This is a genomic window from Spirosoma pollinicola, from assembly GCF_002831565.1.
Taxonomy (GTDB): domain Bacteria; phylum Bacteroidota; class Bacteroidia; order Cytophagales; family Spirosomataceae; genus Spirosoma; species Spirosoma pollinicola.
The window spans coordinates 4,268,784-4,289,186 of the sequence record NZ_CP025096.1 but is presented as its reverse complement, the minus strand read 5'-3'; the positions used below and the strand labels follow the sequence as shown (position 1 = coordinate 4,289,186).

Annotated in this window: 15 protein-coding genes; 6 read left to right on the top strand and 9 right to left on the bottom strand. The window is 47.6% G+C overall.

Annotation, left to right across the window (positions count from 1 at the left end; genetic code table 11):
* Nucleotides 1-41: 41 nt before the first annotated feature.
* Nucleotides 42-320 carry an iron-sulfur cluster assembly accessory protein gene (locus tag CWM47_RS18060; RefSeq protein ID WP_100989634.1) on the bottom strand — a complete coding sequence of 93 codons (279 nt, stop codon included), beginning with the start codon at nucleotides 318-320 and terminating at the stop codon, nucleotides 42-44.
* A gap of 102 nt (nucleotides 321-422) precedes the next feature.
* On the opposite strand from CWM47_RS18060, the gene CWM47_RS18055 reads away from it, so the two are divergent.
* Entirely contained in the window at nucleotides 423-947 is a 525-nt protein-coding gene (locus CWM47_RS18055; protein WP_100989633.1) for a DUF7935 family protein, read from the top strand.
* Between the two features lie 46 nt (nucleotides 948-993).
* Here the strand turns inward: CWM47_RS18055 and CWM47_RS18050 are convergent, their stop codons facing one another.
* The 3 genes from CWM47_RS18050 to CWM47_RS18040 form a co-directional block, all read right to left on the bottom strand.
* Nucleotides 994-1,836, bottom strand: coding sequence for a hydroxymethylglutaryl-CoA lyase (locus CWM47_RS18050; RefSeq protein ID WP_100989632.1), 843 nt, complete (start codon nucleotides 1,834-1,836; stop codon nucleotides 994-996).
* The gene (locus CWM47_RS18045; protein ID WP_100989631.1) at nucleotides 1,833-2,183 is read right to left on the bottom strand and encodes a transmembrane 220 family protein; all 351 of its coding nucleotides are present in this window, start codon (nucleotides 2,181-2,183) and stop codon (nucleotides 1,833-1,835) included. The genes CWM47_RS18050 and CWM47_RS18045 overlap by 4 nt, the downstream gene beginning before the upstream one ends.
* Nucleotides 2,184-2,276: 93 nt before the next feature.
* On the bottom strand, nucleotides 2,277-2,996 hold the full coding sequence (locus CWM47_RS18040) for a tetratricopeptide repeat protein (RefSeq protein WP_100989630.1): 720 nt from the start codon (nucleotides 2,994-2,996) through the stop codon (nucleotides 2,277-2,279).
* A gap of 261 nt (nucleotides 2,997-3,257) precedes the next feature.
* Between CWM47_RS18040 and galK the strand changes: the two genes are divergently transcribed.
* The 4 genes from galK (at nucleotide 3,258) to CWM47_RS18020 (ending at nucleotide 7,313) form a co-directional block, all read left to right on the top strand.
* On the top strand, nucleotides 3,258-4,439 hold the full coding sequence (gene galK / locus CWM47_RS18035; RefSeq protein WP_100989629.1) for a galactokinase: 1,182 nt from the start codon (nucleotides 3,258-3,260) through the stop codon (nucleotides 4,437-4,439).
* A gap of 81 nt (nucleotides 4,440-4,520) precedes the next feature.
* Nucleotides 4,521-5,186, top strand: coding sequence for a fructose-6-phosphate aldolase (fsa, locus tag CWM47_RS18030; RefSeq protein WP_100989628.1), 666 nt, complete (start codon nucleotides 4,521-4,523; stop codon nucleotides 5,184-5,186).
* 71 nt (nucleotides 5,187-5,257) lie between these two features.
* The gene (locus CWM47_RS18025; protein ID WP_100989627.1) at nucleotides 5,258-5,938 is read left to right on the top strand and encodes a cell division ATP-binding protein FtsE; all 681 of its coding nucleotides are present in this window, start codon (nucleotides 5,258-5,260) and stop codon (nucleotides 5,936-5,938) included.
* Nucleotides 5,939-6,155: 217 nt separating this feature from the next.
* Nucleotides 6,156-7,313 (top strand): glycoside hydrolase family 26 protein, encoded by a 1,158-nt coding sequence (locus CWM47_RS18020; RefSeq protein WP_240625944.1) that lies wholly within the window; start codon nucleotides 6,156-6,158, stop codon nucleotides 7,311-7,313.
* A gap of 2 nt (nucleotides 7,314-7,315) precedes the next feature.
* Here the strand turns inward: CWM47_RS18020 and CWM47_RS18015 are convergent, their stop codons facing one another.
* From CWM47_RS18015 to CWM47_RS18000, 4 genes are all read right to left on the bottom strand, one after another.
* Complete coding sequence (locus CWM47_RS18015; protein WP_100989625.1) at nucleotides 7,316-8,632, bottom strand: vanadium-dependent haloperoxidase; 1,317 nt, start codon at nucleotides 8,630-8,632, stop codon at nucleotides 7,316-7,318.
* Nucleotides 8,629-11,988, bottom strand: a complete 3,360-nt coding sequence (locus CWM47_RS18010) for a VCBS repeat-containing protein (protein WP_100989624.1) — start codon at nucleotides 11,986-11,988, stop codon at nucleotides 8,629-8,631. Before CWM47_RS18010 ends, CWM47_RS18015 begins: the two co-directional genes overlap by 4 nt.
* Nucleotides 11,989-12,080: 92 nt before the next feature.
* A complete protein-coding gene (locus tag CWM47_RS18005) occupies nucleotides 12,081-13,670 on the bottom strand; it encodes a SusD/RagB family nutrient-binding outer membrane lipoprotein (RefSeq protein ID WP_100989623.1) in 1,590 nt (529 codons plus the stop codon).
* A 9-nt stretch (nucleotides 13,671-13,679) separates the two neighbouring features.
* Entirely contained in the window at nucleotides 13,680-16,784 is a 3,105-nt protein-coding gene (locus CWM47_RS18000; RefSeq protein ID WP_100989622.1) for a SusC/RagA family TonB-linked outer membrane protein, read from the bottom strand.
* A 600-nt stretch (nucleotides 16,785-17,384) separates the two neighbouring features.
* On the opposite strand from CWM47_RS18000, the gene CWM47_RS17995 reads away from it, so the two are divergent.
* On the top strand, nucleotides 17,385-18,617 hold the full coding sequence (locus tag CWM47_RS17995; RefSeq protein WP_100989621.1) for an ROK family transcriptional regulator: 1,233 nt from the start codon (nucleotides 17,385-17,387) through the stop codon (nucleotides 18,615-18,617).
* A gap of 105 nt (nucleotides 18,618-18,722) precedes the next feature.
* Here the strand turns inward: CWM47_RS17995 and porX are convergent, their stop codons facing one another.
* Nucleotides 18,723-20,318 carry a T9SS response regulator signal transducer PorX gene (gene porX, locus CWM47_RS17990; protein ID WP_100993927.1) on the bottom strand — a complete coding sequence of 532 codons (1,596 nt, stop codon included), beginning with the start codon at nucleotides 20,316-20,318 and terminating at the stop codon, nucleotides 18,723-18,725.
* Nucleotides 20,319-20,403 lie beyond the last annotated feature (85 nt).

Here is a 20,403-nt window from a genome sequence, read left to right as displayed (position 1 = left end):
TTTTTAAAAATCCTGTATAAATAAAACCAACTAACTGATCATCAGTCCTTTTCGACCGTAAATCCACCAGGTTCATAGCCAATTTCAGCCCCCAGAACATACAGTAAATGTTTGCGGTCAATAATGACCTGTACACCTTCCACGTTATACACTTCGTCGGCGGGACCCGGCACATCGAAGCCTAACAACCAGGATGAACCACAACCTCCACCCCGAACACCAACACGTAAACCGTATTCTCCGGGAATTTTATTGGCCCGTAACGTGTCCAGAATCTGTTGACGAGCTTCGGGGCGAACTATAACAGGATTATCCAGCATAATAAATATTGATAAATACAGGCGCTATTGCTCATAAATAGGTGATAAATAGTAGCCTGTTACGGTAAAATTACCTTTTTCCCTAAACATCGTTTTCCTTTTATGGACTTACTGAGTGATTTTTTGAAGTTGATTGTTCCGGCCGGTTTGGTATTATACGGTATGTATGTGACTGTCAAACTGTTGTTAGAACGCGAAGCAGACCGCCATACGTTCGAGGTTAAAAACCGATATACCGATACGGTTGTACCCATACGATTACAAGCTTATGAACGAATGGTTCTGTTTCTGGAACGCATTAGTCCCAATAATTTATTGCTTCGGCTGAGCGGTAGCTCTACAACCGTGCTGGAGTTTCAGCAACGGCTCTTGCAGGAAATTCGGGATGAATACAATCATAACCTGTCACAGCAGGTATACATGAGCCAGGCTACTTGGGACCAGATTCAAGGGGCAATGAACGATGTTATGGTGCTGATCAATCAGGCATCGGGCGACACCCGCCCCGACGCCCCCGCCCTCGAACTCTCCAAACGGATTTTTGAACGAATCATCCAGAAAGACAGACAACCTACCTACGACGCACTAAAAGCCGTGAAAGAAGAAATTCAGGTAATGTTTATGTGATGAGTAGCGCGGACGGCCGGCCGCTGCCGTGGAAACCCGCGCTACATTAAAATACTCCTGCCGATAGTGTCAGAGCTTTTTGAAAGGCCTCCTGATTAAGGGATAGGTTTATACCTTCGGCAGCCAGGGTCTGGATGATTTCCTCGGTAGGCAAATTGCCGGTAAGGGAGTCAGCCGCCATTGGGCAACCGCCAAAACCCCGCAATGCGCCGTCTATTCGCTGAACACCAGCCCGCAAAGCCGAGCGTACTTTAGCGGGGGCATCGCCCGGACGAGCATGCAGATGAGCCCCGAATTCAATCTGCGGAAACTTATGAATCAACTGCGTAAACAGGTTTTCGATAGCTTCTGGCGTTGATGAACCAACGGTATCGGATGGCGCAATGATTCGAACGCCAAGTTGGACCAGTTGAGCCGTAAATTCAGCAACCAGATTGGGACTATAGACATCTCCATATGGATTTCCGAAGCCCATTGACAGATAAACGACTAAGTCTTTACCGGCCTGAATGCACAGATTCTGCATCTCGGCGACCTCAGCAAAAGCCTGATCGATAGACTTGTTAGTATTCCGCTGCTGAAACGTTTCTGAAACAGACAGTGGAAAACCAACATACTGAATTTGTGAATGATCTACTGCCTGCTCAGCCCCCCGAACATTTGCGACGATAGCCAGTAATTTTGTTTTTGTCGTCGATAGATCAAGCCCCGCCAGCACCTCGGCGGTGTCGCGCAGTTGTGGAATAGCCTTCGGCGACACGAAACTGCCAAAGTCGAGCGTGTCGAAGCCCACCGTCAACAACGCGTTGAGGTAACGAATCTTGAGATCTGTCGGCACAAAATGAGCCAGCCCCTGCATGGCATCGCGAGGACATTCAATGAGTTTCATCGACGTATTGGTTGACGCGCCAGCGCGGCCAGTATTCCCATCACCAGTGCGCAAATGGCCAGCCCACCGGCTTCGCGGGCCAGTTCAATGTTCACACTCCGCATACCAACTTCACTAAACAAAAAGCCTTCAAAGACCGGCGGCCACTGATACACAGCCGCAACAACAAACATAACAGCCAGCAGCCCGAAAAACCACCATTTCCCTAAACCGGCATAGGCCATAAAACAGGCCACAGCGGCAATACCGTAAATAGGTATCCAAACTTGTGGATCGGGGTCGTTGTACTGAACGGCGGCAAACAACAGGAATAGCACGCCAAAAACAATTGAAAGGGTTTTTCTCATCTTGATCGGAATTAGATTCAGGTGGGTTAGTTTTCCCTATAAGAACACACCTTGAATGACTTACTGAACTTGTGGCATTTACGCTGCAAAAAATTATTGGCAATACTCGGCCACAGCATTGGCTGCGTCGACATAACCCAGCGTTTGGGCTTGCTTCAAACTCAGGCAACCGCTTTCCCGTTCGTTGTTGATTACCTGGGCAATGCCTAACCCATAAAACGCTTTACCAAACTTGGGATCGGCGCGGACGGCTTCCTGAAAATCGGCAATTGCACCGGTCAGATCTTTCTCTTTAAATCGCAAATTACCCCGGTTATACAAAGCCAGGGCGTTGTTCGGATTTAGTGAAATCGCCTTCGAGAAATCGGTGATGGCGGGTTGAGTTTGCCCTTGCGTTGCAAATAATTGCCCCCGATTCAGGAACAGCTCGGCGCCGGTGATCTTACTCGTATCGGGAACAAGCCGAATCGCATCAGAATAATCTTTGAGCGCTCCGGCCTGATCATTCTGAGCTATTTTCAGGAGGGCCCGGTTGTAATAAGGTCGGTAATAATCGGGTTTCAGTTTAACGGCCTGCTCGTAATCAAGAGCGGCATTGGCGTATTCCTTTAGCTCAAAATAAGCAACACCCCGCGAGTTAAATGCTTCGACATTTGACGAATTTGACTCAATTGCCTGGTTTAACACCTGCACAGCTTCCCGAAATTTACCTTCTTTTAAATAAATACGGCCCTGATCAACGTTTTTATCCGATGAACTACATGCGCTGATACTGAATACGATACCTAAAATTAATCCTATTGAACGCTTCATACTTACTAAATTTGACAGCAAAGGTACGGGTGAAATTTGGTCGTTTGACCAACATTTACTTAACTTTGCATCGGCAAATCGGTGCTACCAGCTCCTGCTGAATCCCCCAGGTCTTGACCGAAGCAAGGGTAGGTGGTCGTAGCGGTGAGACATTGGTTTGCCATTTTTTATTTCCGTCCAGTCAAGTTTTGTCGAGCGGTGGCGCTATGTAGCGGGTTATGCGTTTAGCTGTATCAAACCGCTAGATTTCCCAAGCCCTACATGGATTTACTTAATCAGCTTATCAGTTCTTTTCAACAGGCTTTTCCCCCAGTGCCTGCCGATCCGCAACAGCGGACCAATGCCCCGCTCCTTATTTGTTCTCCCGGTCGAGTCAACCTTATTGGTGAACACACCGATTATAACGAAGGTTTTGTCCTTCCGGCAGCTATCGACAAAGCCATTTATCTAGCCGTTGGGCCTCGTCAGGATAATGAACTTCATTTTATAGCATACGACCTAGACAAGTCATACCAGGGTTCTTTGACTGATTTAACGCCAACCCAAACCTGGTCCGATTATCTGCTGGGTGTTGTCTCCCAGTTTCAATTGGCTGGCTATAAAATTGGCGGGTTTAACTGCGTTTTTGGTGGTACAATTCCCATGGGTTCGGGCCTGTCGTCATCGGCGGCACTCGAAAATGGCGTTGGTTTTGCCATGAACGAACTTTTTCAGCTGGGACTTGAGCGGGTAGCTATGGTGAAGCTTTCACAACGGGCCGAAAACGAATTCGTTGGTGCCAAAGTGGGCATTATGGATATGTTTGCCAGCATGATGGGCAAAGCCGATCATGTAATCAAACTCGATTGCCGGTCGCTCGACTACTCATACGCGCCCCTGCAAATGGATGGTATCAGTATAGTTCTCTGCGACTCGCGGGTGAAGCACTCGCTTGTCACGTCGGAGTACAATACACGCCGGGCCGAGTGCGAAGCCGGGGTTCGGTTTCTGCAAACTTTTTATCCCGAAATCAAGAGTTTACGCGATGTGACTATGCCTATGCTGGACCAGCATCTTCGCGACACAGAGCCGTTAATATACCGTCGGTGTGCATATGTCGTGCAGGAAAATCAACGGCTGCTCGATGGCGTAACAGCCCTCGAAGCTGGCGATGTAGCTACCTTTGGCCAACTGATGTACGGCTCTCACGAGGGTTTAAGTCACTGGTATGAAGTAAGTTGCCCGGAGTTAGATACGCTGGTAGATATTGCCCGTCAACAGCCGGGTGTGTTGGGTGCCCGGATGATGGGCGGTGGCTTTGGCGGTTGCACCATTAACCTGGTGCGCGAAGAAGCACTTGATGATTTTACGAACCTGATTACCAAACAATATAAAGCCCGAACGGGGAAAGATACGTACCTTCACGTCTGCAAAATCCAGGACGGGACGAATGTAATTAGTTAGTCTGGTCGTTTGGGCAGTCTAATGGGCTAATCAACTCCACTAACTAACAACTCGACTGTTTAACTGTATAACTGTTTAACCATGAAATTTTTCATTGACACAGCCAATTTGGCTGACATTCGCGAAGCCCAGGATATGGGGATTCTCGACGGTGTAACAACCAACCCTTCGCTAATGGCGAAAGAAGGTATTACGGGAAAAGACAACGTAATGCGCCATTACAAACAAATTTGCGAGATCGTACAAAGCGATGTCAGTGCAGAAGTTATCTCCGTTACATACGATGAGATGATTAAGGAAGGCGAAGAATTGGCGGATATCGACGAGAACATCGTGGTAAAAGTGCCGATGAGTGGCGATAGCATCAAGGCGATCAAATATTTCTCTGAAAAAGGTATCCGTACCAACTGTACGCTGATCTTCTCGGCAGGACAGGCGTTACTGGCTGCTAAAGCCGGTGCTACTTATGTCTCGCCGTTTGTAGGTCGCCTGGACGATATCTCGACCGACGGTATGGCGCTGATCGAACAGATCGTTACGATTTTCACGAACTACGGCTACACAACCGAAGTACTGGCAGCTTCTGTACGTCACCCAATGCACGTTATTCAGTGTGCTGAAATTGGTGCAGATATCATGACAGCCCCGCTGAGCGTTATGAAGATGTTGCTCAATCACCCGTTGACAGATAGCGGTCTGGCTAAATTCCTGGCCGACCATGAGAAAGCTAATCTTCCAGTGAAGTAATTATTTTTGAATTACGAGGTATGGTTCACGGTTTTGACATCGTAAATCGTACCTCGTAAATCGTAAATCCTATGTTTTCGACGGAACCCGTACTGACTCTCGATCATGCCGATATTTACCAGGAGAAGAAGCTGGTATTGGGCGATGTATCGTTTCAAATCAACAAAGGCGATTTTGCCTACCTTATTGGCCGAACGGGCAGTGGCAAAACCTCCTTACTGAAAACATTATATGCCGATCTCTGGCTTCAGAACGGCAAAGGCTCCGTAGCAGGTTATGCTCTCGATGCACTCAAGCCCCGCGATGTGCCGCAGCTACGCCGGAAAATAGGCATCGTTTTTCAGGACTTTCAATTGTTTTTCGACCGTTCGGTCGAGGATAATCTGAAGTTTGTGCTGAAAGCAACCGGCTGGAGTAATAAGACAGACATGAACAACCGCATTGCCGATGTGCTGATGCAGGTTGGTCTGGGAACAGCGCAGAAAAAAATGCCCCACCAGCTCTCGGGGGGTGAACAACAGCGTATAGTGGTTGCCCGGGCCATGCTGAACGAACCCAAAATCCTTATTGCCGATGAACCAACCGGCAACCTGGACCCGGCCGTAGCCGACCAGATTATGAAGGTATTCCAGGCGATCAACAATGCCGGAACTGCCGTACTTATGGCGACCCACAATTACGATCTCCTGCACAAATATCCGGCTCGCGTACTACGCTGTCAGGATGGTCAAGTGCTCGAATTAAAAGGGTAACTACCCTCCTACTTTCTTTTTGTAAATCACTGCTAACGCTATTGTTAGCTAGTGTCTGCGCATGCTCGGCAGTGTTTGAATATCCCAGAGTTGGCATAACTGATACCTAGTGTATACCCCAAATTTTTAACTACTCGTAAGCAGGATACGCCCTGTCGGCTTATTTTTGATAGTTATATAATGAGTTCTATACCCGAATTGTCAAAATACAGCCAGTATGCACATGCGTCTTAGGCTACTCGCCTTATCTTTTATTCTATTGGTACTATCAAGTAGTGACCCGCTTTTAGCCAAAACATACAGGAATAAACCCGTCGATTCAAAAGCCACTAGGGAGACAGAAGCGCTTTATCATAATCTACACAAACTAGCCAAAAAGCACATTCTGTTCGGGCATCAGCACGCCACAGAATACGGACATGGCTGGGCTGGCGATGCCAATCGCTCCGATGTCAAATCGGTGAGTGGGTCGCATCCGGCAGTGATTGGTGTTGACTTTAGCGGTTTATCCGGTCGGCCGCCGGAGGCTATCGAAAAGGCAAAGGAGTCCCTCCGTAAACAAATCACCGAAACCTACGACCGGGATGGCGTAACGACCGTTGCCTGGCATTTTCCCAACCCGGTTTCGTCTAATGGGTTCAATTGGGTTGACTCGGTCTCGGCACCGGCGGTATCCTACCTTATTCCGGGGGGCTCATACAATGGACGGTATAAAGAAATTCTCCATACCATCGCCGATGTGGCACATTCGGCAAAAGGGAAAGATGGCACGTTGGCTCCCATGATATTCCGGCCTTACCACGAGTTCGACGGAGGTTGGTTCTGGTGGGGAAAGCCCCATTGCAAGCAGGAAGAGTTTGTTTCTTTATGGCGTTTTACGGTTTCGTATCTACGCGATAGCCTTCAGGTTCACAATTTTATCTACGCTTTCTCGCCCGACTGTCTGTTTAAAACTGAAGCCAGTTACCTGGAGCGGTATCCCGGCGATGAATGGGTCGATATGCTTGGCGTGGATAATTATGCCGATTTCGGTCGCAATGGCCGCTATAATGTACCCGCTGGTATTAAGAAACTAAAGATCGTATCTGATTATGCCCAAAAAGCCGGAAAACTGGCGGCTTTCACTGAAACGGGTCTGGAATCAATTCCTGACACGACATGGTGGACGAATACATTACTGAAATCGTTGAAAGCGGAGAAAGTAAGACTCTCGTATGTACTCGTCTGGCGTAACGACCGGCAAAGTCCAACCCATTTTTATGCACCCTATCCGGGTCAGGCCAGTGTTCCGGATTTTCTTCGATTTTATCAGGATCCGTATACCTGGTTTGAAACAGATTTACCCAGCCTGTACCGGCGACGGTGGTTTTTCTAATCCTATTGAACCGACTTAACACCCGCTTTTTTTAGACGGCCCACCACAAATTCACCTATCGACCTGCCCTGCGATTGCCCATTTTCAATAGCATCGCGGTAATGAATACCCCCATAAAGTCGGGAAATTGCCGCTTCGGAAGCCGCCTGCCGAAAAGATTTAAATTGTCGTTCGGGTAATTCAAAAAGTACTTCAGTGTTGTCGGTAAAGGCGAAATTATCACCCAGCAGATACGTAAGCAATTCGGCAACGGCGGTCGAAATAACACTGTGTCCGCTGGTGTATTCGGGGAAGGGCGGTGTCTGCAAAAGGGGTTGCCAACGCACATTGATGTATCGATTGATAACCGTTTCCGGTCGAATTCGGCTGCTCCGGTATTTTTCGTCCCAGCAACTGATAAACGAATCCATCAGCGCCATGGCTACCAGCGATTGCACCATGATGGCCTTATCGAATGACAATCGGGCTTTGGTGGTGGCAATACTCGTGATGTTCATCCAGTGTCCGCCAGGACTTATCTTTTTAAATCCGATAGACATATGGCCCGATGTATTGATCGCAAACGGATTGCAGTCCCAGTAGGAAGCAATGAAGCGCTGTTCGTCGGTCAGTGTATTTCCCACCTGATATACCTCGTATGCAAGTTTATAAAACGCGCTGGTTGTGTCTTTACTGAACGCAACCGGAGGTTTGGCTTTGAACTGACTACAGGAGTCGATCAGCATGGGGCGGATAATACGCCAATGTGGCTCAATGGCTTCAATATAGCCTGGCGGTGTTGGGTACCAGAATCCATCGGCTTTGCTGGGTCGGTAGCGTGTACGGGCGCTCAGGTTCCGGTAATTATCGGCGGCCGCATACGCAACAATCTGTTTGGCTACATCCTGTGCCAAAATGACTGATTGCCGGATGATCTGTTCGCCATATTTTTCATGCGTCAACTGGTCAAGCAACTTTTTCTCTTCGTCTTCCAGCATATAGCCCGACGGTAAAATCAGGCGGCCTGTTTCGAGGATACAATAAAGAGCAGCGATCTGATAATCATATGGCTCCTTCGTTTCCAGATGAATCGTTTTGAGGCTTCGGACAAAAGAGGTAGGCGAAACGACAGACGTTTGATGTTGAGCCACAATCTCGTGCGCTCCCAACAGACAATATGTATAAAACCGACTGGCCGCAGGCGGATTTACCACATCATGAATCATTACCATCGTTGCGGCAAATACGGTTGGCTGGAGGTGCTTGCCCAGATCCGGCTTAACAACCTCAGCCCTTACAGTTTGGCCCAGCCATAAAAAAAGGAGTAGCACCCACTTCATGGTTTCTGTTTTTTGTAGACCTGGAGCGCTTGATTAAAGGCGCCTATGACCAAATAAGGTGTCTTCTTAACATTTACTTCGATAACCGATTTGACATCGCCCACCACAGACAATCCGGCATCGACTTGGTTCACATACGAAAAATCTCCTTTGCCGTTTCCCTTGAGCAAACAGCCGTAGTTAGCATCCATACTACCCAGTTTCAGGCGGTTGTCCGATTTGTTACCCAGCAGTAAAACGTCCATATTACCGTCCTGATCAAAATCGGCACTCATCATGTTTGTTATAGGCGAAAACTGCGCCTGTAAGGGCAGAATATGTTTTTCGAATTGCCCATCCCTTGCCAGAAAACAAACCGAATGACATTCTGTAGCCGTCAATTTCCGGGCTTTAGCCAGTTCGTCAGCCGGAAAAATATCGTTGACGGTGGCATTGGCGTAGTCCTTATAATAGGCAAACTTCTTGCGCATGGCATAAATTTGATCGTTCAGTTCATCCCGACTAACAAAGGGGTAGGCCGTTCCCTGAACGTAAAAGCTAAAGAACGGGTCAATTGACCCGTTGTTATCAAAATCGGCATAAACAAGCTCAACCGGCTCTTTTCGGGAGAATTTAATTTGCGTATTGCTCCCCAGATTACCGGCAAGAATATCTTTTTGTCCATCTCCATTTACATCGGCTATCGTGAGCGATAACCAGAATCCATTCTCCTCGTCAGGAAAGTACTGCTTCGTTTTGTCAATGAATCCCTCTTTCGTATTTCGGTAGATTTTCAGGGACATGAATTCCCCGCAAAGAATCAGGTCCCTTCGACCATCAGCGTCCGTGTCGGCCCATTGGGCATCGGTTACCATGCCCACCATCGCGAAGGGAATGGCTACCGGCTTAAACTGCCCGTTACCCGTATTTTCGAGTAGGTACGAGACCGGGGCTTCGGGATAACGGCCGGGTACCACACGTCCCCCTACAAACAGGTCAACGTCTCCATCTCCATCGTAATCGCAGGGGCGAACACAGGATTTACTACTGGCGCTTAAGTTTGGTAAGGCTGTTTTGGCCAGACTTAGCTTACCCTTTCCGTCGTTCAGATAAAGTTCATCCTGAAGCGAAGCAGTATTGACCTCAAATAAAGAATAGCCACCCTTGGCTACGTAAAGGTCGTCATAGCCATCGCCGTTGGCGTCGAAGAAAACAGCGGCCGAAATAGCCGAAACGGCTTCATCTCCAATAGTTAATCCGTCTATTTTCTTGAACGTTCCGGTTGCCTGCTGCGTCCAGATAGCGGCTGGTTTGTTCTGATCGCCACTGATAAACACGTCGTCCAGACCATCTTTATTAACATCACCTTTGGCTAATACCGGTCCTGTGTGAGAGTACATCCACAACATGAGAGGCTGGCGTTTGAAATCATTTTCCGAATAGCCCTCATGTGTGTGTGCAAGAATAGGGTCGACCCTTGCAAAAACAGCTGACGCCATTTTCTGAACCGGCAGCACACTCGCTTTGGCAGACGCTGCCTGCTGTATAGTAAACAGTTGATTGATTGCTACGTCCGTTAATTTCTGTACGGTCTGGTCCGGCCATACAACCTTGATGGAGTCAATTTTCGATCCTGTTCCCAACCCGAAATGAAGCAGTTGTGGCTGGGTAGACAAGTATCCTCTCACCGGATTCACTTCCTGATACTGTACATTTCCGTTGGCGTAAACTGTCACTTTTGCGCCAATAACCTGTTTGTTTCCATTGGCAGGCATCAATTTTAGCTGAATGTACCCATTCTTCGACTGCTCCCGGCTCATGTTCTGGTACACAAAAGCGGGCTCGTTAATATTATTGACAATGAGTTCCAGATCACCGTCATTATCCAGATCGGCATAGGCGGCTCCGCTGGAGATAGCGGGCGTTTGAATACCCCACTCCCGCTGTTTGTTCGTAAATGTCAGGTCGTGGTTGTTGCTGAATATGTAACTCAGGACTTTGGTCGACGGCATAGCCTTCACCAAATCCATCAATTGTATCGACTCCCGGTTGATCGCTTTTTTAACTTTATAATCACCCCAGTATTTCAGGAAATCTTTGTTTGTGTAATCACGCAGATATCCGTTCGATATGAATAGATCTTTATAACCATCGTTATCAAAATCGGCCAGCAAGGGCGACCAGCTCCAGTCGGTATTCGATACGCCCGCAAGCTGACCGATCTCGCTGAATGTGCCATCGCCGTTGTTCAACTGCAACATGTTTCGCATGTATTGTTTCTGCAGATTTTGCTGCTGCATCAACTCGAACGACTCATAATTTTCCTGGAGCTGCAACAGCTTTTGTCGTCGGTTATCCTCCGGCAGCATATCCAGCGACATGATATCCGGCAGGCCATCGTTGTTATAATCGGCAATGTCGATGCCCATCGAGAAATGCGCCATATGTCGGAAACAGGCTTGTGTTTCGTCTTTAAAGCGACCATCCTTCTGGTTTATGTACAGAAAGTCCGGCTCGTTGTAATCGTTGGTCACGTAAATATCCGGCCAGCCATCCTGATTCACATCGGCCACGGCCATGCCTAATCCAAATGTAAGCGGGTCCTGATGAATGCCTGCCTTCGTTGAGACATCGATAAAATGGTTATTCTTATTCTCAAACAGTTTGTTCCCAGCTAGTGGGTCGATCTCCGTCCTGAATTTAGCCAGTTCCATATTATCGTACTTCTTGACATTATGGTTCAACAGAAACAGGTCCAGATCGCCATCCCGGTCGAAATCAAAAAAGGTTGCCTGGGTGCTGTAAGCCGGGTCATCAAGACCATATTCTTTAGCTTGCTCGACAAATCGAATCGAGGCATTTTTGCCCGATGCTCCCTGGTTGATAAATAGTTGATTCCGTCGTTTGTCTTCACCTACTTTCCCTGAGTAGCAGATGTAAATATCAAGCAGCCCATCGCCGTTTACATCGGCCATGCTCACGCCCGTTTTCCACCCACCTGCCCGACCGCCCAGGACCGGCCCGGCTTCGGTAGTAATGTCTTTAAATTTCAGCCCGCCCAGATTCAGGTAAAGCTTATTGGGTTTCAGGTTGGCCGTAAAAAACAGATCCTGCAAGCCGTCGTTGTTAAGGTCGCCAACGGCTACCCCTCCCCCATTATAGAAATACTCATAGGCCAGCACATTCAGGCTTTCGTTTTCGTCAATGTCATTCCGAAAAGATATACCTGTCTGACTGGACGGGAGTAATTTCAGCAAAGGCGACTGGGCATGTATTGACGAACCCACTACACATAAGACGGCGGTAATCAGAAAAGCACAATAGGTTGTTGCGTTGATCAAAAGCGTCCGTTTATGTAGAAAATCTATACCGTTCATAACTTACAATTAAACTCGGGCTGTACTCATTGAAAGTACGTAAAAAAGATAAGGGGCCGTTAAGCCCCTTTACCTTTTTTTATGTGTATGGATTATTTGTCCCACCAAACGCGGCTCGTCAAAAGATCGCCACCTGTCAATCGACTTACGGCATCTTTGTAATTAGTCGGGTTGGTCAGGCTTTCCGTCGAGAGGTAGATCATCCGTCTTGGAATCTGTCCATTCGTGACGTTACCCGGATAGTTGACCGGAGTAAGTTGCGGATAGCCCGACCGTCTCCAGTTGAGCCATGTCTCGATAAAGTTGAATGTAGAGCCCGTTTCCAGCCAGTACTGTGTATTAATTGCTTTCAGCGAAGCCTCGGTTGAGGTAACATCCAGCGGATGCGCTGCTGCAAAAGCGGTCGCTGCTTCGGTCGAGACGGCAGCACTGGCGTCCAGTTGAGCCAGCGACGTGATAGCGGCAATTACCCCGTTTTGATAATGCCCGGCGGCAGTTCCCGGCACGTTCCAGCCTCTTACTTTTGCCTCAGCCAGCAACAGTTCTGTTTCGGCATAGGTCAATACCATAAGCGTACCTGCTTTTTTCAGGTAAACAGAGATGCGTGGTCTTGAGTAGTTTCCCAGAGGGGCCACGTCATCACCTGTTCCGGTTGGACCCGGATAACCGGCCGATTTCCGAACGTCCGTAGCTCCCCCATTCAGGTCATACCCGTTTGGCAAGCCAACCTGCGCAGCAGCCGCATTGTTACCAACCAGTGTCTGAAGCTTATTGTTGGCAAGGCCAGTCTGGGGCACTTCGGCAATGGCGCTCAACCGAGGATCGCCGGTCGTTTTCAGGGCGTCGATAAACGTTTTCGAGAAACGAAGTTCCCGAAAATCGTCCGCTACCTGATACACACTGTAGATCCCAGAGGTCGCGTTGTTGGCATCAGCAATTTCAAGCGCATTGTCGTCATTGGAGGCAAATACACCACCGGCTGCCGCTTTTTCAGCGTACTTCTGAGCCGTTGCGGGGTCAACTTTGGTCAACCGCATAGCCGTACGAAGCATCAGCGAATAGCCGAATTTCTTCCATTTGGCAATATCGCCAGCGTAAAATAAATCGCCCGATGGCTTCGCTTTAGCCGCATCCAGAGCCGTGACGGCGGCATCGAGTTCAGTCAATAAGCTCGTATAAATTGACTGCTGCGTATCGTACTTCGGCGAAGCGTTTCCGGTAGTCTTCACCTGGAAGGCTTCAGAGTAAGGCAAGTCGCCATACACATCCGTACCCCGACCAATGTTCATTACCTGCATGATCCGCCCAATGTTCGACAGGTTCGCATACTGGTCTTTTCCCTGGGCAAGCGATTGTAATTCGACCAGCACGGTGCCTATTCCATAAGTGGTATTGAACAGTGTACCCTGATAGCTGGTCGAGTTCTGGGTATTGATGTATTTGTCGCCGTTACCGTAATAAGTGAATGTAGACGCCAGTACCTGCATGGCCGGGGCCTGGTACAGCATGCTTCCGTACCCCAGATTTATGTAGGAGTTCTGAACATTCGGCAGAAAATAGTTCGGGTCCCAGTTGGCAGCACTGGCCTTGGTCGGGTCTGTGTTGATCTGGTCAAAATCTTTGGTGCACCCTGCCATTAACGCTAGTAACAGGGATGCTATATAGATCGATTTCTTTTTCATGAGTAGGGCTTATTTTTTGAATCGGGCGTTTAACGTGAATCCAAATGTTCTTGTCGATGGCATCTGCAACCCTTCGATACCAGCATACCGGACATCGGACGAGATACCGGCTTCAGGATCAAAATTATCCGTGTGTTTCAACAACGTAGCCAGATTTCTGCCAACGAGCGAGAACGAAATCGCTTCGAAAGGAAATTTGGTGTTGCTGAACCAACGGGCGGGCAGATGGTAGCCCAATACAACCTGACGCAACTTGATGAAGTCAGCACTAAACACGTTTAGCTTCGAGATATTGGTCACCAGAGCCGGGTAGTACGTATAGGCCGGAACGTTTTTGGCATTCACCTCACCCGTTGCCAGCACACCATCGGCAACAACTCCACCTTCGCGACCTACCAGCGTAATTTTGTTCAGCCCGTCCACGATTGAATAGTGATTAGTGGCCGACAATACTTTTGCGCCGAACTTGTAATCGAACAGGAACGAGAACGAGAAGTCGCCGAAGTTGAAACTGTTGTTCAACCCTCCATACAAATTAGGCAACGCCGAACCCATTGGTTTGAAATCACCCCGAACCGGCACCCCATTGTCGCCAATGATCATCTTCCCATTCGCATCGTACTTGTAATCGTAGGCCAGCACCTGCGCTGCGGCCATACCTTTTACGTGCGCAATGTTGCCGTTCAGCGGGCGGTAAGTTCCCAGGATGAGTGGGGATGGATTGGCCGTACCGTCAATATCGACGATGGTATTTTTAACGCTGGTTATGTTAAACGAAACATCCCATTTGAACCCTTTGCTAACCAACGGCGTGCCTGTAATCAACAGCTCGACACCCGAGTTTTTCGTCGATCCAAGGTTCAACACCCGCGATGTATAGCCCGACGCAATGGATAACGGCCCGTTCACAATTTCTCCATTTGTTTCCCGGTTGAAGTACGCCAGGTCGATACCCACTCGATTGTTCAGGAATTTCGTTTCAAAACCGATTTCAAACTCCTTCAGCCGGAACGGTTTCAGGTTTACATTCGGCAGGGTCGAGCTAAAGCCGCCTTGTGGCAAGCCATTGTAGGTATTGCCCAGGGAATAGTACTGACTCGTTAAATACGCATCGTAGGCTTCACCACTCGTTTGTGCATACGACGCTCTGAGTTTACCAAAATTCAGCAACGTCGACTTCCATAACTCAGAGAACACAAAACTAGCTGATACCGACGGCGCAAAGATACCCCGGTTAGCCGATGGCAACGTCGAATAAACGTCGTAACGGCCGGTTGTCGATAGAGTCAGGTAGTTTTTGTAGTTAAAATCAGCGGTGTAATATGCCGATTGGACCTGCCGTTCGTTATACCCATACGACTGATTTTTCGACAGCGTATTGCTGATCGTATACAGGTATGGGATATTGAGTTGGTTACCCGAAATGCCAATGCTTTCGATTTTGTTCTTCCGGAGGTTGGCACCTAAGGCTACATTTAGATTTATAGCCTGCGTTATGTTCCGGTTGATTCCCAACAGACCGTCGATGTTCAATTCTGTCGTCTGGGATTTAGCCTGGCCTATACCCCCTAAACGGGAGTAGGCTGTTCCGAAAGGAGTGATGTTAAACGCACCATCATTGATAGCGTCATATCCGATACGACCCTGAAGGTAGATCCAGTCAGCAAATTGATATTTACCCGTGATAGCCGAGATCAGCCGTTTCCGGTCAAAGTTATTCTTGTACTGATTGACCACAAACCAGGGGTTTGTTTTGTATGTATCATCACTAAACGTGGATTCATCGCCGGTTATGGTGTTATACCCCGGTTGTAAGGCCGCCTGATTAAAGCTGGTAGCCAAAACCTTGATACCATAATTGGCATTCATTGGACCATCCATCAATTGGGCTCTGTTCTCATCCTGCTGATCGACATAGTTACCCATAACGCTCACATCGAACTTGCTGGTAACCTTCTGGTTTATGTTGAGGTTGAAGGTTTTCCGTTTCAGTCCGCTATTGCGCAATACAGACTGTGCATCGAGCGAAGACAGCGACAACCGGAAACTAGTCTGGTCATTGCCACCCGAGAGGGCAACCGTATTCGTTAATGTTGTTGCCGTACGGTAAAAATTCTGGAGGTTATCTTTAACGGGTGAATAAGGATATTGCTTGCCATCGAACTGGGTATAGAGAGCGCCATCCATTTTTTCGCCCCAACTGTAAATCCCCGAATTTTTGGCGCTGGCAACATCTGTAGGCCGTTTGCCCTGCGTGCCCTGACCGTATTCGTACTGGTAATCGCTAAAGTCAATAATCTTATCGGCCTGGAGGTTTACATTATACTCAACTGATAGGCCCGAGTTTTTGCTGCCGCTTTTCGTCGTAATCAGGATTACGCCGTTTGCCGCCCGTGTACCATACAGAGCCGCAGCCGAAGCCCCTTTAAGTACGGTCATGGTCTCAACATCGTCGGGGTTGATGTTCGAAATACCATCCCCGTTGGTCGAACCACCCCACTCGCCAGAGTTACCGCGCTGGGTGTTGTCCATAGGAATACCATTGATAACGAACAGAGGACTACCACCGCTGAAGTTACTGACACCCCGTAAATTGATCCGGGACGATGTACCCGGCCCGCCACTCGATGGGGCAATATTCAGCCCGGCCACACGCCCCTGCAATGAGTTGATAACGTTCGTTTCACGCGCTACATTAAGCGCCGATGATTCGATGGTTGTGACCGAATATCCCAGTGCGCGCGTGTCTTTTTTAATACCTAAAGCGGTAACGACCACTTCGTCCAGCGCAGCATCGCCCGGCAGCAGTTTCATGTCGATAACAGATCTGGCACCCACAGCAACTTCCTGTTTCGCATAGCCGATATAGGAGAACACTAATACCGCATTGGCATCAGGAACCGTAATTCGGTAGTGTCCACGACCATCTGTGTTCGTTCCCCGATTCGTTCCTTTAATGGTGACTGTGGCACCCGCCAAGTCGTTGCCCTTCTCGTCGGTGACATTCCCAGTCACCTCTTTATCGGCAGCAAATGCAGGCAAAGCAGCACCGATGACCCAGATACCAAGAAAGAGTAGAAGTCCGGGAATGGCTCTACGTAGTTTTTGTTCCATATTGGTTAGACATTTGATTAGGTTAAAAGAATTTTACTCACAAAACTCAACTTTATTGCAACGTTCCAACAGCCTTCAAAGCGTAATCAGCCTGTTTGTCAGTAGTAATGCAGATATATAAATGATATACTAACTATATAGTCCCGATATGTCCTTATGTACCAAATTAATTATGTAAATCAGGAGATATATCAATATTTAAATAAACAATCATGATAGTTTGACAAATATATATAGTATATGATCAAGTTAATAATTTTTTTTAAAATTGCCTTTGCTTAATAATGCGTATAAAGGTAGTTGCCTCTTAATTTGCATTATTCCGCATTTCATTAGTTTAATTTCTGCCGCGATACACTCAGGGCTGAAGATTAGAAGATTATCGGTCAAATAAATAGTAGGATACTCTCAACGAGAATGAGGGACACCAAAGCCATTATTAATAATATATTTTATTATAACAACGTGTATATATAAATTTTTTTATTGTAAGATCGCTATTTATATAAGTAGTTAGTGCATTACCATAGCTTTGGAACTTTAATGTAATATCACCGTTCTACTGTACTTTCCGTAACGACTACATCCTATCTAATAAACATGAACACATCTCTTGTCCTTGATGAAGAGCCACCAACTCAGCAATCGGTTGTTGACTACAAGAAGAATCAAAAACAGCGTAATGTACTGGCCCATCTGTATGCTGAAGGCACCTGTACACTTGCTCATTTGACGAAAATATTACACAGCAGTGTTCCCTCCGTAACGAGCCTGGTCGAAGAGCTTATTGAGAACCATTGGGTTACGCCTATCGGCACGGCAACCGGCAGTAACGGTCGGCGACCGGTGCTGTTTGGGCTGAACACGAAGCATAATTATGTGGCCGTGCTGGATGTCAGCACACACGATACCAAAATCCTCTTCATGAACATCCAGCGAAAAGTGATCTATCGCGGTGATTATGACTTACGGCTAAATGACAACCCAAGCTTTCTTTCATCCCTGGCTCACTACTTTGCCAGCGCACTAGCCGATTCGGAGATTGATGCCAATGACATCCTTGCGGTGGGGGTGTCAATGCCGGGTTTAGTTGACGCCCGCCGGGGTATAAATTTAACCTATATGCACCTCAACGAAACCGGCGAGTCACCAACACAGTGGCTTTCGGAGCAATTGGGCAAGCCGGTGTATCTCATAAATGACACAAAAGCAACGGTTCTGGGCGAAAGTCGGTTTGGGGGTGCCAAAGGGAAAAAACAGGTGCTGGCCATTAACATCGACTGGGGTGTAGGGTTGGGAATTATTGTCAATGGCGATGTTTTTCAGGGAGCCAGCGGATTTGCCGGTGAACTTGGGCACATTCAGGTAGACCCGGAAGGAGAGCTGTGTATTTGCGGTAAAATTGGCTGCCTGAACACGATCACATCGGCCTCGGCACTTGTCAAACGGGTAAAGCGGGATATCCTGGCGGGGCAAATCTCAAAGCTGGCATCTTTCCAGAAGGATACCGATCAAATTGATATCGACGAAATTATTAACGCAGCGCATCATGGCGACTCCTACGCCATCGACGTACTACACGAAACCGGCTATCAACTGGGCAAAGGGCTGGCCATTGCCATTAGTTTATTCAATCCAGAGATCATTATTGTGGATGGAGTACTGGCCACAGCATCGGCCTTTATCCTGAATACCATTGAGCAAGCCATTAGTAAATACTGCCTGAGCGAATTCCGGAACGACATGACCATTGAACTAACGCAATTGGATGGCACGGCTAAATGGTTAGGTACCCACGCTTACATGATGGAAGACATATTTGCAACCTATTGATTGGGGAGTAGTGAAGTAAGTGAAGTGGGTAGATTAATGAAGCGAGGACCAAAGTCTGAAACTCACTTCACTAATCTACCCACTTCACTTACTTCATTAATTCACTTACTTCGCTTTCAAATACGCAAAGGGAACAATTATCTCCTCCAGCGATACGCCCCCGTGCTGGAAGGTATTGCGGTAATGATTCACGTAGTAATTGTAATTGTTAGGGTACGCAAAGAAGTAATCTTCGAGCGTAAATACATAAGCTGTCGATACGTGGGGTTTCGGCAGGAACAACCGCTCAGGCTTGCGTCCTACAAAAAGGTGGTTATCATCGAACCCTAAGTTTTTGCCCTGTTTGTAACGAAGGTTGGTATTCGTTTCGCGATAGCCAACTATTTTGGCCGGTTTCTGAACCCGGATCATCCCGTGATCGGTCGTAATGATGAGTCGCCCACCCTTGGCTGCAATCTTTTGCACAAACTCTAAAATAGGTGAGTGCAGAAACCACGACCGCATAATAGACCGATAGGCCGATTCGTCAGGAGCCAGTTCCTTGATCATAGCCATATCCGTTCGGGCGTGCGACAGCATATCCACGAAATTGTAGACCACTACGTTTAACTGATTCTGTAACAGGTTATTAAAATTATCGACAAGCGATTTTCCCTGATTAACATTCAGAATCTTGTGGTACGACATCTTGATGTTCAGGCGACTTTGGTCAAGCTGCCGACGCAGGAATTCTTCTTCGTGGTTGTTAAGGCCCTCATCTTCACTATCGTCATTCACCCATAAATCGGGGTGTTTACGCTCCATCTCGCTGGGCATCATCCCCGAAAAAATGGCGTTACGGGCAAAACCCGTTGTCGTTGGCAGGATAGCATAGTACGACGACTCTTCCTCAATTGTGAAGTACTCTGCCAGAAGCGGTTCAATGACTTTCCATTGATCGAACCGCAGATTATCGATCAGAAGAAAAAATAAGGATGCCCCACCGGAAGGTGCTCCACCGGACGCAGACGAACTACCACCCGACTCGACTAGTGGAAATACTTTTTTGCGCATCAGTTGATGTGACATAACCGGACTTTCGGTTTTGGGATCGTTCAACCAATCTTCGTAATTATCGACAACAAACTTGCAGAATTCAGAATTGGCTTCACTCTTCTGCATGTTCATCACCTCCAGCATACTCTTATCCTGCGAACTATCAAGCTCTAACTCCCAATATATGAGCTTCTTATAAACATCAACCCATTCATTGAAGTCCATGCGGTCATTATACTGCATGGATATATTTCGGAAATCCTGTTGATAGCCAATATTGGTTCGTTCGGTAACAAGCCGTTTGTTATCCAGAATTTTTTTGACCGACAGAAGGATTTGATTCGGGTTCAGAGGTTTGATCAGGTAATCGGCAATTTTAGAGCCGATGGCCTCTTCCATAATATGCTCTTCTTCGCTCTTTGTAATCATCACAACGGGCAGATTAGGGCGCACTTGTTTAATCTGGGCAAGCGTCTCCAGCCCTGTCATACCCGGCATCATTTCGTCCAGAAATACGACGTCATAATTGGTCTGTTCAACCTGATCGAGCGCATCAGCTCCGCTATTAACAGGCGTTACGTCGTATCCTTTATTTTTCAAAAACAGGATGTGGGGTTTTAGAAGATCTATCTCGTCGTCGGCCCAGAGTATCGAATAATTTTGCATAATTTTTAAGGAGTTCGAAGCAGTGAAGCAGTGTTTGCCAACGGGTTGATGAGCTGTTATTGAGACATCACCCATTCGTCATTTT